The organism is Hymenobacter sp. J193 (assembly GCF_024700075.1).
Classification (GTDB): Bacteria; Bacteroidota; Bacteroidia; order Cytophagales; family Hymenobacteraceae; genus Hymenobacter.
Window position 1 is genome coordinate 1598849 of the sequence record NZ_JAJONE010000001.1, and the last position, 13594, is coordinate 1612442.

Consider the following 13594-nt stretch of genomic DNA (forward strand, 5'->3'; position numbering starts at 1 on the left):
CCCATAGGGCCAGTAGAAACAAGCAAAAACCCCGTTCTTGCCAAACTTTTTAGCCCCTGCGCGCATTACCTTCTTTTCCCCCTGACTACTCCCCATGGCTAAGATAAAAACCCTCTTTTTCTGCCAGAACTGCGGCGCCCAGAGTGCTAAATGGATTGGCCGCTGCCCCAGCTGCGGGGAGTGGAACACCTACGTGGAGGAGGTAATTGAAAAGGCCGACACGGCCACGGCCAACACGGCCTGGAAAGCTTCCACCACCGTGGGCAGCACGCCCACCAAAGCGGCCAAGCCCAAGCCCCTGGGCGAAATCCTCTACGAAGAAGAGTCGCGCCTCGACACCCACGACGGAGAGCTGAACCGCGTGCTGGGCGGCGGGCTGGTGCCCGGCTCTCTGGTGCTCATCGGGGGTGAGCCGGGCATTGGCAAAAGCACGCTCATGCTCCAGATTGCCATGCACCTGGGCCGCCTGAAAGTGCTGTACGTGAGTGGGGAGGAAAGCGAGCAGCAGATCAAGATGCGGGCCGAGCGCCTGGGCCAGCAGCACGCGGGCCTGTACATCCTCACCGAAACCAGCACCCAGAACATCTTCCGCCAGATCGACCAACTGCAGCCCAACGTGGTCATCATCGACTCCATCCAGACGCTGCATTCTTCTCTGGTGGAATCCGGGGCGGGCTCGGTGAGCCAGGTGCGGGAGTGTACCCAGGAGCTGCTCAAGTACGCCAAGGAAACCGGGGTGCCCGTGCTGCTCATCGGCCACATCACTAAGGACGGCTCCATTGCCGGCCCCAAAATCCTGGAGCACATGGTGGATACGGTGCTGCAGTTTGAGGGCGACCGGCATCTGACGTACCGCATCCTGCGCACCATCAAAAACCGCTTTGGCTCCACCTCCGAGTTGGGCATCTACGAGATGCAGGGCTCGGGGCTGCGGCAGGTGAGCAATCCTTCGGAAATCCTGCTTTCCCAGCGCAGCGAAACGCTCAGCGGCATTGCCATCGGGGGCACGCTGGAAGGCAACCGCCCCCTGCTGGTGGAGGTGCAGGCCCTCGTGACGCCCGCTACCTACGGCACGCCCCAGCGCTCGGCCACCGGCTTCGACGCCAAGCGCCTGCAGATGCTGCTGGCCGTGCTGGAAAAGCGCAGCGGCCTGCGCCTGGGCCAGCACGACGTGTTCCTGAACATTGCCGGGGGCCTGCGCCTCGACGACCCGGCCCTGGACCTGGCCGTGTGCGCCGCCGTGGTGTCGTCCTTGAACGATATTCCGCTGGCGGGCGAAATCTGCCTGGCCGCCGAAGTGGGCCTGAGCGGAGAAATCCGGGCAGTGAGCCGGCTCGACCAGCGCCTCTCGGAAGCGGAGAAGCTGGGCTTTGCCGAAATGTACATCTCCCAGTTCAACGCCCGCGGCCTGGATCTGAGCCGCTATGGTATTCGGGTACACCCTTCGGGCCGGCTCGATGAAGTCCTATCCGGTTTGTTTGGCTAAAAGCGGCTAAACGTGCCCGGCGGAGGTGGGCTACGAAAAAATTATGTCCTTGGATTGGATTTTCTGAACCTGAGTGCCGTATCTTCGGTATAGCAATTGACTTTTCCCGCGAAAATGGGGTGGCTGACGGGTTTTGTTTTCTGGCACTGAAAGTCAAGGCGTACCGTACTTCCTCAGTGTATAATCCTACGATACTGTTTTTTCGATGACTTCAGTTTTACGCCTGACTGCCAGTTGCCTGATGGCGGCACTGCTGAGCCCGGTGCTTGGCTGGGCCCAGGGCACTGTAGTGCTGACCGGCAAAATCAGCAACCGCACCAGCGACTCTATTGCGGTGGCCGTGCGGGAAAATCCGCTGGAAGCCCACGAGCAGCTTACCTACGCCCGCGTCAACGAGAAAGGCGAGTTTCGGCTGGCCGTGCCCGTAAGCGGCCCCACCAAAGCCGACCTGGTGTACGGCGACGACGCTACCCAGCTGTTTGTGGAGCCCGGCAACAACTTGGAGGTGCGCTTTAAGAGCTCTGACCTGATTGGCTCTATCAAATTCAAGGGCACTGGGGCCGAGGCCAATACCTTTCTGGCCGAGATGGACGAGCGGTTCGTGGAAAACGACGGCTTTCAGGTGCTGCCCGACAACATTATGCTCTACGAGCCGGGCTTCCTGGATTTCCTGGATTACCGCCGCAAGCAGGAGCTGAAGTTTCTGGAAGAAAGCGAAGAAGGACTCACCGCTACCTTCCGCAACTACATTAAGGCCGAGATTGACTACACCTATGCCAACGACCGGCTGACATTTCAGGACCTGCGCGAGCAGGTGGTGGCCACGGAGCCCCGCCTGAAAATGACGCCCACCTTCTACGAGTTCCTCAACGACGAGAAGCTGGTCAACAATCCTTCCGCCATTCACAACGAAACCTATCAGGAATTTCTCCTCAACTACATTCACTACCAGGCCCTCAGCCAGAATCACCGCCGCACCGACCCGGATTTCTTTCAGGTGTGCTACGAAATGGCGAAGACCAAGCTGAGCGGCGCCATCCGGCCGCTGGTGATGGGCCGGGTGATGCAGGAATCCTTCCGCTTCGGCCACGTGAAAGTGTCGCAGGCCATGCTCTCCGACTTCTTGGCCGTGGAAGGCTCCAAAACCTACGTACCGGCTCTGCAGGCCGATTTCGACGCGCACAAGGCGTTTTCGATTGGCGCATTGGCGCCCGATTTCAAGCTGGTATCCGTAGCCGGCGACACTATTTCGCTCAACAGCTTTGCGGGCAAGCTGGTGTACCTCAACTTCTGGAAAAGCACCAGCGGCCTGTGCCTGCGCGACTTGCCCTACGCGGCTGATCTAGCCAAGAAGTTCGACGGCAAAAACATTGTGTTCCTGAATATTGCCCTGGACGAAAACGAGCCGGCCTGGAAACAGCTGGTCGTGAGCAAGAAGCTGCCGGGCGTACATGCCCGTGCCGTGGGCGGCCTGCGCTCGGCCCTGGCACGGGCCTATGCCCTCGACAACGTGCCAGCCTACTTTCTGCTGGCCGAGGACGGAACCTTCCTCAATACCAAGCCCAAGCGCCTGAGCAGTCACGCCGCCGTGGAAGAAATCAAGGATTCCTTTGGCAAAGCCGCCCTCTATACCAGCACTGCCGAAATCAAAAAGTAGCCTTTTCGGTTATGCTATACCAGCCGCCTTCCGGTTTTCCGGGGGGCGGCTGTGTTTTGGGCGGGTGCATAGCCGCTCCTACCCTTTCCCTGCCGACCTTTAGCCGCTACATGGCCACGCTACTCAACGACGCACTCAACTTCTTGTCTAAGGCCACGCCGCGCCGCGTGTGGAACGCCGCGCAGGTAACGGGCGGCTACGTGCTGAGCAAGGCCACGGGCAAAGCCCGGCACTGGGGCCTGCCAGTGGCCTTGTCGTTTGAGCCCACGACGAGTTGCAACCTACGCTGCCCGGAGTGCCCCAGCGGCCTGCGCTCCTTCACGCGGCCCACCGGCATGCTGCCCGACGAGCTGTTCCGGCAGACCATCGACGAGGTAGCTTCGCGGCTGTGGTACCTGATTTTCTACTTCCAGGGAGAGCCGTACCTGCACCCCAACTTCCTGGACCTAGTGCAATACGCCGCCAAGAAAGGCATCTACACCGCTACCAGCACCAACGCCCACTACCTCAACGACAAGAATGCGCGCCGCACGGTAGAGTCGGGCCTCGACAGGCTAATCATTTCCTTGGATGGCACCACCCAGGAGGTGTACCAGCAGTACCGTGTAGGCGGCAAGCTCGATAAAGTACTGGAAGGCACCCGCAACCTAATTAAGTGGCGGCGGGAGCTGAAGTCGCAGACGCCGCGGGTGGTGTTTCAGTTTCTGGTGGTGCGCCCCAACGAGCACCAGATGGCCGAGGCGAAGCAGCTGGCCCGGGAGCTGGGCGTGGATGACGTGTGGTTTAAAACCGCCCAGATTTACGACTACCAGCAAGGCTCCCCGCTGATTCCGACCATCGACTACTACTCCCGCTACGAAAACAACCAGGACGGTACCTGGAGCATCAAAAACCGCCTGCTCAACCACTGCTGGAAGATGTGGCACTCGTGCGTGGTCACCTGGGACGGGCTGGTGGTGCCCTGCTGCTTCGATAAAGACGCTGAATACCGCCTCGGCGACCTGAAAACGCAGACCTTCCGCCAACTCTGGCACGGCCCTAAATACCGCCAGTTCCGCGCCTCCCTCCTCAAAGGCCGCGACCAGATAGACATGTGCCGCAACTGCACTGAGGGCACCAAGGTGTGGGGGTGATTTCTTAATGTGCTGCGCTTCGCTAATGTGGAGAATGTGGGCAATGTGCTAATGAGTGTCATTGCGAGCGAAGTGAAGCAATCCGTCCTCTGAAACGTACTTCACGTTCTTTTACCAGAAAGCCCTTTCCCGTTCGCGCAGGAAAGGGCTTTTCACTGAATAAAGCTCAGTGCATTGCTCAGGACGGATTGCTTCGCTTCGCTCGCGACAATTGAAGCATTAGCACATCAGCACATTTCTCCACATTAGCGAAGCGCAGCACATTAAACACTACTCTCCCCACGGATACATATTGGGCGGGGTATGCTCATCGGGGTGGGTGGGCAGGGCGTGGAGGGCCTGGGTCTGGTCGATGAAGAGGAAAGCATCGTACCGCTCCGGGATAATGGAAGGCACGTAGTTGCCGAAACGCTCGAACTCCGGCCGGTACACTACGCCAATGGCCCGGTGCCCGATGGGTTTGCGCAGCGCCGCAACGTTGCGCAGCTCTTCCGAGAGCAGCAGCGCATTCTGCCCCCCAGCTGCTGATGAAGCATATGCTCCCAGGAGCCGCGGGTAGCTTCCGGCACGGTCATCTTTTCCGGCGTGGCGCCCCACTTTTTACTGGCTACCACCGTGCCCTGGTAGGAGTCAAAGCCCACAGCAAACACCTGGTTGCGGCCGTAGGCTTCGCGGGCCAGCTGGCCTACGTTTACCGACCCGTCGCGGGGCATATCGGTGTAGCGGGCATCGCCGATATGGGTGTTATGCTCCCAGATGATTGTCTTGCTGTCGGGGCCGTGCAGGTTGAGCAGGCGCATCAGGGTTTCCATCATGTGCTGGTCGCGCACGTTCCAGGAAGCCGAGCCGCCCTGAATCATGGCCCGGTAGTACCGCTCCGCGTTTACGGCCACCAGGGCATTCTGCTCGGCGTTGAACTGCTGCTCCCGCTCGGGCAGACCCTGTGGGTGCTGACTGGCTACCTGCTGCCGCAGGGCTTGCAGCATGTCCGTCACTTCGTCCTCGCAGTCCTGCGACACGTAGGCCACGGCCTGGGCGTACTCCTGCGGGTCGTTGCCGAAGGGCTCGAAGCACTGAAATGCCTTGTGCGCAGCCTGAACGGCCCCGTCGCCCTGCTTTTCCACGTAGTGCAGAATCTCCTGCAACGACTCCCAGAGGCTGTACACATCGAGGCCATAGAAGCCCACGCGCTGCTCTAGGGGCTGCTGGCGATTGTGTTGGTGCAGCCACTCCACCAGGGCCGCAATTTCCCAGTTACCCCACATCCAGGTAGGCCACCGGTTAAACGTCTGCAGCAACTTGGCTGGGGTACCGTAGCTGACGGTATCCTGCTTGATAGCGGCATTCACCTCGAAGCAGTCGGGCCAGTCGCCTTCCACGGCTAGGAAGCGGAAGCCTTTTTCCTGAATAAGCCGCTTGCTGATGGCGGTGCGCCAGGTATAGTACTCGGAGGTACCGTGCGAAGCCTCGCCCAGCAGCACGATGCGGGCGTCGCCGATGGCCTCCAGCAACGGGTCCAGATCGGCAGCAGAAGTGAGCGGATGGGTGGGCAGCATGGTGGGCATAGTCGAGGTTGAATAGGCCAGAAACAGCAGCGTGCGGCGCAACCCCTTGGTCGCGCCGCACGCCGGGCACCGAAAAGACGACAGTAAAGTCTATTTGTGGTGTTTATGCAGGTTTTTGCCGAGGTCTTCTACCTGCTTCAGGAAATCGAGCGAGTCGGAGTCGCCATAGGTGCCGTAGGCCGAGGAGATGGTACCGCGCACGCCGTCGTTGGTTTCCAGCGCGTACAGAATCGACATATCATCGGGGTCCGACTCGCCCTCAAAGCGGTAAAAATCCACGATGGTCACATCCTCCGGCCCGTAGGTTTTGTTGGAGTCGGAGCCGATGGTGCAGAGGCGCCCACCTCTTACCTGAAAGTCCTGCGTGTAGCCATCCGAGGAAAGTTTTTTCTCGACGTTGATGAGGGAGCGTTCTTCTTCTTTGTCTTGCATGGCGAAGGGAGAGTTGGATGTGGGAGAGAGTCGGTGGGAAGCGGGGCGCTGAAAAGACGAGCCCCCGCCCCGGCTATACGAGGCCGGGACGGGGGCAGGTTGTCTGAAATTAAAGTGGAGTTAACGGCTAGGCCGTTGGCTGCCGGGCCGCAGCGGCTTCGATGGTGCGCTGCAGCCGGTCTACATCAATAGTGGAGCAGGCCCCGCAGCCCTTGGCGCAGCCCGCCGCGCTTTTCGTGAAGAAGGCGCGCCAGAAAATCCGGCCAACGTAGAAGGCCGCACCCACGAAGAGTAGCGCGATGATGAGGTATTGGAGCCACATGATGGTCGGATAACTCCCGGCGGCGGGTTTTAGTTTTTGGTTTGAAGTGTTTTCTGCGCTGGCGAAGGACCTGCCTTTTCTCGGTGCTGTTGGCCGTTCAACGTTCGGAAGCTCAGTCTGAGGAACAGAAGCGTTGCACAAGCTTAGTCAGTTATCAGAGGCAGGTCCTTCGCTTCGCTCAGGATGACACGATAGTAGCACACCGGCTACGACCAGTGCTGCTGCATAATCTGCTGCATCTGGTCGTGCACGGCCCGGTTGGAAGCCAGCACTTCGCGGCCGAAAACCGGGTCGCCGTCGTGCAGAAACTGGGTAACGTGCCCGCCGGCCTCGCGCACCAGCAGAATACCGGCCGCCACGTCGTAGGAGTTGATGTTGAACTCGAAGTAGCCCTCAAAGCGCCCGGCGGCCACCCAGGCCAGGTCCACGGCCGCCGAGCCCACGCGGCGGATGCCGTTGGTAGCGCCCATAAAATCCTTGAGGATGGCCAGATAAGTGTCTACCCGGTGGAAGTTGCTGTAGGGGAAGCCCGTGGCTACCAGGGAGTGGTTCAGCTCGGCGGTTTCGGAAACGTGGATACGCTTCTCGTTGCAGAACGCTCCGCCCCCGCGCACGGCCCGGAAGCATTCGTCCTGGTTTACCTCATAAACCACCCCAACCACCAGCTCGCTGCCCTGCATTAAAGCCACGCTCACGGAATAGCAGGGCAGGCCGTGAATGAAGTTGGTGGTACCGTCGAGCGGGTCGATAATCCAGGTGAACTCCTCGGCCCGGCTGGGGGCGCCGGCGGTGCCTTCCTCCGTGATGAAGCCTGCCTGCGGCAGCAGCTCCCGCAGCCCGGCCACCAGCAGCTTTTCGGCTTCCTGGTCCACGTACGACACCATATCGTGCAGGCCCTTGTGCTGCACGCGGCTACGGTCGAAGCCCGCCGCTTCCTGGCGAATAAACTGGCCGGCCCGGCGGGCTACCTCGGCAGTTTCGAGACTGAGTTGAATGAAGTCCATCATTAGGGTTTAGTGGGCAAAAGATCTACCCATTTATTGTTCACAAGCTTTTCGAAGTGCCCCCATTGCGGCTGGCCTTCTACGCGGCCTTTTACGCGTACTGGCTCAATCCAATCACTCTGACAATGCTCGTGTAAATCAGGTAATGGATTCCAAGAGTTGGAGGCAACTTTATATTTCTCTTCGGCTGCTTCTTCAGCCATAGCAACTGTCTCGAACCATTCATCTGAAACAGACGACGCATCTTTGAGCGTGTTATATGCAAAAAGGTAAACGCCGCTTTCTGCATCGTCATGAATCATCAGGCGCACTACTTCCGTCATAGGTGCGGGAACGAGGGCGCCTTTTCTCATCCGGTCACTTTCGGCTGCATGAATCTCCTCACCACTACCCACGCCAGCAGCAGCACCGCCAGCACTTGGCAGGCCGGGCCAATCAGCTCACCATAGCGCACGTAGAAGGTTTGCTCGGTGTTGAGGCGCACGGTAGCGCGGCTTACGGCCTGCTGCCACCACGCGGTGCGCTGGGTGATTTCGCCTTTTTGATTGATGAAGCCCGAAATGCCGGTGTTGGCGGAGCGGGCTATGTCGCGGCGGGTTTCGATAGCGCGCAGGGTGGCGTACTGCAAATGCTGCTGGTGGCCGGGCGAGTCGGACCACCAGCCGTCGTTGGTGATGATGCCGATGAGCGTGGCCCCGTTGCGGATGTAGTCGCGCACAAAGTCGCCGTAGATGGACTCGTAGCAGATAACCGGGCCCACGCGCAGTGCCGGGGGGCGCATCTGGTACACCGTGCGCTCGGGCTGGGAGCCCAGCCCCCCGGCCGTGCCGCCGAGGTCAATGACGAAGGCCGACAGCCACGGCGGCACGCCCTCCACGCCCGGCACCAGCCGCGACTTATGGTAGAACTCCGGTACGCCCGAGGCGCCCGGCAGGTGCACGGCCGTGTTGAAAATGTCGTAGTAGCCCATATCCTGGCGGAAACGGGCGGTGGGGCTGGCTTTTTCCTTGGAAGGGTAGCGGCCCACGCTCGTAAGGCCCGTAATGAGCTCCACGTTGGGGTGCTGCCCCAGCCATTGCCGGATGCGTTGGATCTTGAGGTTACTGTCGAAAGAGTCCTCGAAGTAGATTTCGTCGAGGGAGGTTTCGGGCCAGAGCACCAGCTGGGTCTGGGGCGTCAGGTTCTGCTCGGTGAGCGTGAGCAGGCGCGTGAGCTGCTCATCAAAGGAAATAAACTTGCTGCCGCCCTCAAACTTCTCGTTGAACGGGTCCACGTTGGGCTGCACCACCAACACCTCGGCCGTGGCCCCCTTTTCCTGGTAGCTGCTGCCGATGAGGTAGGACGCACCGACAGGCAGCAAAACTGCTAAAACCGGCCACAGCCAACGCAACTTCAACTTACCTGAGGCCACGACTTCAGCCCGCCGCCGTTGCCAGCCAAACCACGCCCCAAACACCAGGATATTTACCAGCCATATCCACACGGAGCCGCCCAGAAAGCCAGTGTACTCATACCACTGCACCCACTGGTTGGCCTGCGCAAAGCCGTTGCCGAGTGTGAGCCAGGGCCAAGTCAGAAACCAGTGCAGGTGCAATTGCTCGAAGGCTATCCAGTATATCGGGAGCGAAAGGTAGCCCAGCGTAGCGCCCAGTCGTTTTTTGGTGTGGTAGAACGCCATCAGCGGCGCGCTCATCATCAGGGCATTGCAGACCACGGCCGCGATGCCGCCGCCCAGGGTGCTGTAGCTCACCCAGTAGGTGGTAAACAGATTCCAGAGCAGCAGCAGCAGGTAGGAATAGCGCCACACTTTCCAGCCGCTGGCCCCGCGTTCCGTGAGCAGTTGCTCCAGCCGCAGATACGGCACCCAGCCAACCAGCAGCAGGGCGGCCAGCGGCGCCGGATTCACCGGCCAGCCGGCCCATAGCAGAAAGCCCCCCAGCCAGGCCAGCCCAAGCGGTACGCCCAGCGCCAGCTTGCGGGAAGGCATTGCGGTGGAAGAAGTTCTTGGGTTCGAGTTAGTCGTCGGCACGATGGGTTTCTTTACTGCGTTCTTCTTTGCGGCCCTGCACCACCAGCACAATTTCGCCTTTGATGGCGGGCCGGGCGGAAAAGTTGGCCGCCAGCTCGGCCAGGGGAAGGGTCACGGTTTCCTCGAACAGCTTGGTTAGCTCCCGGCTCACCGATGCGGGCCGCTCGGGCCCCAGCACCTCGGCCAGCTGCTCCAGCGTCTTCACAATGCGGTGCGGCGACTCGTAGAAAATCATAGTCCGGGTTTCCGGTATCAGCTCGCGCAGACGGGTCTGCCGGCCTTTCTTCACCGGCAGAAAGCCCTCAAACGTAAACCGCTCGGCCCCAAACCCCGATTTCAGCAGAGCCGGCACCAGGGCCGTAGCGCCGGGCAGGCACTCCACTTTCAGGCCCCGGGCCAGGCACTCACGCACCAGCAGAAAGCCGGGGTCAGAAATGCCGGGCGTGCCCGCGTCGGATACCAGGGCCATGGTTTCGCCGCGCTCCAGCCGTTCCAGCAGGCGCTGCACCTGCTGGTGCTCGTTGTGCAGATGGTAGCTGAGCATGGGCTTTTTGAACCCCAGATGCTGGAGGAGCCGGCCGCTGGTGCGGGTATCTTCGGCCAGCACGGTGTCTACCTCGCCCAGCACCCGGATGGCCCGCAGGGTAATATCCTCCAGGTTGCCGATGGGCGTGGGCACGAGGTAGAGCAAGGTGGGCGCAGGAGTTTCAGCCATAAGCCGCAAAGGTAGACCACAGATGATGACGGATGCAGGAACGGATAAAAACGGATAACCCGGCGCCTTGGCTAGACCACCTCCGCGCCCGCCAGCGCTTCACCTTTATAAGCCACCGCCAGCGTATCAATAGCCGCCGCGAGCTGCCGGTCCTTCTCGGTGATGGTGCGGCCGGCATCGTGGGTGCACAGGCGAAAGGAAACCACTTGGTACTCGTTGCTCCACCACGGATGATGCCCCTGAAACTCGGCCTCCTCGGCCACGTCGGTCATGAAGCTGAAGGCGGTTTGAAAGTCCTTGAAGCGGAACGTGCAGGTAAGGGCGTTGTCGAGTTCAGTCCACATGGGCGGGAAGGCAGGTTGGAAGGTATTAAGCCGCAACGTAAGCCCGGCCTTATCCAAACGCAACGGGCTGCGTAGAAATTCGCCTCACCATTTGCCCTCCAAGCCATGCCATTGCACCGCCTGCTAGACCAGAAGCTAAGTAAAATCTACGAGCCGTCGTCGCGCGTGGATGACGTATTCAAGGGCTACGACATCACCTTTATTACCAATGAGCACGGCGAACCGGTAACGCTGTTCTTTGGCAAGCGCCGCCCCGATGGCGCCATTGCGGGTGAGCGGTACACGCGCACCATCAAGCGGGAGCCAGGCAGCCTGGCGGTGAAATCGAGCCACTGGGACCTGCGGGGCAAGATTATGCGCTAAGCCGCATCCGAACCTCCATCAGGGCAAACCCGAGCAGGTTGAGGCCTGCCCACTGCGCCGGATCGGCTGCCTTGGGGTCGTCCTGCGCCAGCCCGATTCCCCAGATGGCGTCCACCGGGCTGGCTTCTACCAGAACCCGTGGGGCGGTACCCAGCAGAAAATCCTGCAAGGCTGGATGCTGCCCGAACTTGGCTTCGTTGCCCGTCACGACGATACCAAAGCGGGCCGCATTCCACCGGGCTTCGTCGAAGTTTTTGATTTGGCGGCCCAGCTTTTTGGCTTCCTGCGGATGCCGGGAACCCAGAATGGCCTGGCGCGTGGGCTCATCGTCGAACAGGCGCGCTTTCTCGGCCATCATATAATGCTCGGTGGTGGCGTACGTTTCGCTGGCCAGGGTGAAAGGCGCCGGGTACCACTGGCTGAAGCACTCTTTGCCGACGGTGGCTCCGGGCTTGGCCGTATGCCCCCAGAAGTACAGGTATTTGACTGAATAGCCGGCCGCTAGCTGCGCGAGCAACTGCTCAACGGAACGGATTTCGGGAGTTGCAGCAGAAGCCATAGCCGATATAGAAGCCGGGATTTTGTGGTGGTCGGCTCGTGGCCAAACCTAAACCTAAATCCGCAAACGGCAGTACACCCTAGGCAGATACCTTTCCCATTCCAACGACGAACTTCCTATGGCCATCGACCCCAACAACCGCCCCGTGCGCGTCATCAACGACGATACCACCGACCAGGAACTAGAAGCCGGACACATCATTCCTGGCGCCAACCCACCCAAGAATGAAGACGCCCGCGGGGGCTTTGGCAACCGCGACGGGAAAGAAGGATTCGGCACCGACAGCGGCTCAGGTATTACGGCCGTTTCGGTGAACGAAAACACCGACGACCTGCAGCACCCCAAGGATAATATCCGCACCACCGATGAAGGCCGCCCGGACCGACCCAACCAGGATCTGCCCGAAGACGAAGACCCCGAGCTGACCTCGCGCCGGCCGGCCGACGAGCTGGACCTGGATGATACCCGCCCTGGCCGCGACGAAATGCAGAACCCCAACTCGCGCGTGGGCCTGGGCCAGATGGAGCCTCGGGCCATTGATAACTCCGAGCTGGCCCGCCAGGGCACCAACGCCGACCTCACCGACCCGAACGCCTCCGATACGGCCATCGACCAGTAGCTTTTTCGCCGGCGCCCTACTTGTTTACAGGCGAGGCGCCGGCTTTTTTCCACGTTAACCCAACTTCTGCCATGCCTTACAAAAGCAATAACACCAACCAGCAGTCGAAGGAAAACCACGGCAACCCTACCGGCGCCGGTCAGCCCAAAGCCGAGTCATTGCCCGTAAACCAGTACGACCCCGAGCAGGAGGAACGGCTGGAACAGGAAGCAACCGATGCGCCCCAGCGCCATCCGAACCGCAACCTCGACAAACCCGAACTCGACAAACCTGCCTACAACTAATTTGTAGCGCCGTATAGCCAGGCACCTCTCGCGCAAGCGGGAGGTGCCTTTTTGTTTTACTCACCAATTTCGTTTGCTGTTTATGGCCCGTTTTGTGACCACCGACCTGCACGGCTGCCTGCGCACGTTGCGCCGCGCGCTGGAGGAAGTAATCCGGTTTTCGCCCCGCGACGAGCTGTACGTGCTGGGCGACTACGTGAACAAGGGCCCCGACAGCTGCGGCGTGCTGGACTACCTGATGCAGCTGCAGGCCTTGGGTATGGCCGTCCACTGCCTGCGCGGCAACCACGACCAGGAATTGCTTGATGCCGCTCACGGCCGCACGGCTGCCCTGTGGGCCTCGGCCGCCGACCGGGAGCTGACGTTGCGCAGCTTCGGCGTGGCGCAGGCCACCGATATCCCGGCGCCTTACCTGCGCTGGCTCGATGCCCTCCCCTACGAGTTCGACCTGCCCGACTTTGTGCTGGTACACGCCGGCTTTGATTTCCGCCAGGCGCCGGAGCAGATGCGGCGGGACTATCAGAGCATGATGAACATCAAGCAGTTTACCTTCGATGCCTCACGGTTGCAGGGCAAGCGCCTCGTGCATGGCCACGTGCCCACGCCCACCGCAGAAGCGCAGCACCTGGCCAATACGCACGCCCAGGTGCTGAAACTGGATACCGGCTGCGTGTATCGCCATAACCCCGAATTGGCCCAACTCAGCGTGCTGAACCTAGACACGTTCACGCTGCACCTTGTGCCTAACTGCGAGCTGCCCTACCCCATTGCGCGCCGGCCGAGCTAGCCTCTTCTAGCGCCTTGTTGCAAGTGCTTAAGGCACTGGAATCAAGGAGGATTTGCCACTGTTTGTGACATGAGTATAAAAGACCCAATTAGAATTTTTACAATTCATATTCTTGGTGCCGCTTAGAATATTTCAAGAAAATTGAAGCTCAAACCAGCGTTTGGAATGCAGCCCATGCACACCTTATTCTATTCAATACATTGAAAATCATTCATTTGAAAATATAATATAAACATCTAAACCCCTAGCGCCTACAAGCCCTTAGTGCCAGCCCGCCCAGGCATTGACTTGCTTC

The 13594-nt window shown here is 60.2% G+C and carries 16 protein-coding genes and 1 pseudogene; 7 read left to right on the forward strand and 10 right to left on the reverse strand.

Features of this window, described 5'->3' with window-relative positions:
- The first annotated feature begins 94 nt into the window (after positions 1-94).
- From radA to LRS06_RS06895, 3 genes are all read left to right on the forward strand, one after another.
- A complete protein-coding gene (gene radA, locus LRS06_RS06885; protein ID WP_196957351.1) occupies positions 95-1486 on the forward strand; it encodes a DNA repair protein RadA in 1392 nt (463 codons plus the stop codon).
- A 205-nt stretch (positions 1487-1691) separates the two neighbouring features.
- On the forward strand, positions 1692-3143 hold the full coding sequence (locus tag LRS06_RS06890) for a TlpA disulfide reductase family protein (protein WP_257870811.1): 1452 nt from the start codon (positions 1692-1694) through the stop codon (positions 3141-3143).
- Positions 3144-3253: 110 nt separating this feature from the next.
- Positions 3254-4276 (forward strand): SPASM domain-containing protein, encoded by a 1023-nt coding sequence (locus LRS06_RS06895; RefSeq protein ID WP_257870812.1) that lies wholly within the window; start codon positions 3254-3256, stop codon positions 4274-4276.
- A gap of 270 nt (positions 4277-4546) precedes the next feature.
- On the opposite strand, the gene LRS06_RS25510 is transcribed toward LRS06_RS06895, so the two are convergent.
- The 9 genes and pseudogenes from LRS06_RS25510 to LRS06_RS06940 form a co-directional block, all read right to left on the reverse strand.
- The gene (locus LRS06_RS25510; protein WP_374679456.1) at positions 4547-4672 is read right to left on the reverse strand and encodes a hypothetical protein; all 126 of its coding nucleotides are present in this window, start codon (positions 4670-4672) and stop codon (positions 4547-4549) included.
- Between the two features lie 6 nt (positions 4673-4678).
- Positions 4679-5841, reverse strand: a pseudogene (locus LRS06_RS06905) (erythromycin esterase family protein); the annotation flags it as partial.
- 90 nt (positions 5842-5931) lie between these two features.
- Positions 5932-6273, reverse strand: coding sequence for a hypothetical protein (locus LRS06_RS06910; protein WP_257870814.1), 342 nt, complete (start codon positions 6271-6273; stop codon positions 5932-5934).
- A 127-nt stretch (positions 6274-6400) separates the two neighbouring features.
- Positions 6401-6595 (reverse strand): FeoB-associated Cys-rich membrane protein, encoded by a 195-nt coding sequence (locus tag LRS06_RS06915; protein ID WP_196957356.1) that lies wholly within the window; start codon positions 6593-6595, stop codon positions 6401-6403.
- Between the two features lie 206 nt (positions 6596-6801).
- Positions 6802-7602 carry an inositol monophosphatase family protein gene (locus tag LRS06_RS06920; RefSeq protein WP_308239877.1) on the reverse strand — a complete coding sequence of 267 codons (801 nt, stop codon included), beginning with the start codon at positions 7600-7602 and terminating at the stop codon, positions 6802-6804.
- Positions 7602-7922, reverse strand: a complete 321-nt coding sequence (locus LRS06_RS06925; protein WP_257870815.1) for a hypothetical protein — start codon at positions 7920-7922, stop codon at positions 7602-7604. The genes LRS06_RS06920 and LRS06_RS06925 overlap by 1 nt, the downstream gene beginning before the upstream one ends.
- A gap of 26 nt (positions 7923-7948) precedes the next feature.
- Positions 7949-9586: an apolipoprotein N-acyltransferase gene (gene lnt / locus LRS06_RS06930; RefSeq protein ID WP_257870816.1), complete on the reverse strand. Its 1638-nt coding sequence runs from the start codon at positions 9584-9586 to the stop codon at positions 7949-7951.
- Between the two features lie 28 nt (positions 9587-9614).
- On the reverse strand, positions 9615-10343 hold the full coding sequence (gene rsmI / locus LRS06_RS06935; RefSeq protein WP_257870817.1) for a 16S rRNA (cytidine(1402)-2'-O)-methyltransferase: 729 nt from the start codon (positions 10341-10343) through the stop codon (positions 9615-9617).
- A 71-nt stretch (positions 10344-10414) separates the two neighbouring features.
- Positions 10415-10687 carry a 4a-hydroxytetrahydrobiopterin dehydratase gene (locus LRS06_RS06940; protein ID WP_257870818.1) on the reverse strand — a complete coding sequence of 91 codons (273 nt, stop codon included), beginning with the start codon at positions 10685-10687 and terminating at the stop codon, positions 10415-10417.
- 105 nt (positions 10688-10792) lie between these two features.
- Here LRS06_RS06940 and LRS06_RS06945 point away from each other — a divergent pair, with 105 nt between their 5' ends.
- Entirely contained in the window at positions 10793-11050 is a 258-nt protein-coding gene (locus tag LRS06_RS06945) for a hypothetical protein (protein WP_257870819.1), read from the forward strand.
- On the opposite strand, the gene LRS06_RS06950 is transcribed toward LRS06_RS06945, so the two are convergent.
- Complete coding sequence (locus tag LRS06_RS06950) at positions 11040-11609, reverse strand: NADAR family protein (RefSeq protein ID WP_257870820.1); 570 nt, start codon at positions 11607-11609, stop codon at positions 11040-11042. The genes LRS06_RS06945 and LRS06_RS06950 overlap by 11 nt on opposite strands.
- A 118-nt stretch (positions 11610-11727) precedes the next feature.
- Between LRS06_RS06950 and LRS06_RS06955 the strand changes: the two genes are divergently transcribed.
- From LRS06_RS06955 to LRS06_RS06965, 3 genes are all read left to right on the forward strand, one after another.
- The gene (locus tag LRS06_RS06955) at positions 11728-12228 is read left to right on the forward strand and encodes a hypothetical protein (protein ID WP_257870821.1); all 501 of its coding nucleotides are present in this window, start codon (positions 11728-11730) and stop codon (positions 12226-12228) included.
- A gap of 71 nt (positions 12229-12299) precedes the next feature.
- Positions 12300-12512: a hypothetical protein gene (locus LRS06_RS06960; protein ID WP_257870822.1), complete on the forward strand. Its 213-nt coding sequence runs from the start codon at positions 12300-12302 to the stop codon at positions 12510-12512.
- Between the two features lie 82 nt (positions 12513-12594).
- Positions 12595-13299, forward strand: a complete 705-nt coding sequence (locus LRS06_RS06965; RefSeq protein ID WP_257870823.1) for a metallophosphoesterase family protein — start codon at positions 12595-12597, stop codon at positions 13297-13299.
- Positions 13300-13594: the final 295 nt, after the last annotated feature.

Excerpts from the sequence above, each read along its gene's own strand:
- radA (WP_196957351.1), top strand. The coding sequence starts at position 95 with ATGGCTAAGATAAAAACCCTCTTTTTCTGCCAGAACTGCGGCGCCCAG.
- LRS06_RS06890 (WP_257870811.1), top strand. The coding sequence starts at position 1,692 with ATGACTTCAGTTTTACGCCTGACTGCCAGTTGCCTGATGGCGGCACTG.
- LRS06_RS06895 (WP_257870812.1), top strand. The coding sequence starts at position 3,254 with ATGGCCACGCTACTCAACGACGCACTCAACTTCTTGTCTAAGGCCACG.
- LRS06_RS06910 (WP_257870814.1), bottom strand. The coding sequence starts at position 6,273 with ATGCAAGACAAAGAAGAAGAACGCTCCCTCATCAACGTCGAGAAAAAA.
- LRS06_RS06915 (WP_196957356.1), bottom strand. The coding sequence starts at position 6,595 with ATGTGGCTCCAATACCTCATCATCGCGCTACTCTTCGTGGGTGCGGCC.
- LRS06_RS06920 (WP_308239877.1), bottom strand. The coding sequence starts at position 7,602 with ATGATGGACTTCATTCAACTCAGTCTCGAAACTGCCGAGGTAGCCCGC.
- LRS06_RS06925 (WP_257870815.1), bottom strand. The coding sequence starts at position 7,922 with ATGACGGAAGTAGTGCGCCTGATGATTCATGACGATGCAGAAAGCGGC.
- lnt (WP_257870816.1), bottom strand. The coding sequence starts at position 9,586 with ATGCCTTCCCGCAAGCTGGCGCTGGGCGTACCGCTTGGGCTGGCCTGG.
- rsmI (WP_257870817.1), bottom strand. The coding sequence starts at position 10,343 with ATGGCTGAAACTCCTGCGCCCACCTTGCTCTACCTCGTGCCCACGCCC.
- LRS06_RS06940 (WP_257870818.1), bottom strand. The coding sequence starts at position 10,687 with ATGTGGACTGAACTCGACAACGCCCTTACCTGCACGTTCCGCTTCAAG.
- LRS06_RS06945 (WP_257870819.1), top strand. The coding sequence starts at position 10,793 with ATGCCATTGCACCGCCTGCTAGACCAGAAGCTAAGTAAAATCTACGAG.
- LRS06_RS06950 (WP_257870820.1), bottom strand. The coding sequence starts at position 11,609 with ATGGCTTCTGCTGCAACTCCCGAAATCCGTTCCGTTGAGCAGTTGCTC.
- LRS06_RS06955 (WP_257870821.1), top strand. The coding sequence starts at position 11,728 with ATGGCCATCGACCCCAACAACCGCCCCGTGCGCGTCATCAACGACGAT.
- LRS06_RS06960 (WP_257870822.1), top strand. The coding sequence starts at position 12,300 with ATGCCTTACAAAAGCAATAACACCAACCAGCAGTCGAAGGAAAACCAC.
- LRS06_RS06965 (WP_257870823.1), top strand. The coding sequence starts at position 12,595 with ATGGCCCGTTTTGTGACCACCGACCTGCACGGCTGCCTGCGCACGTTG.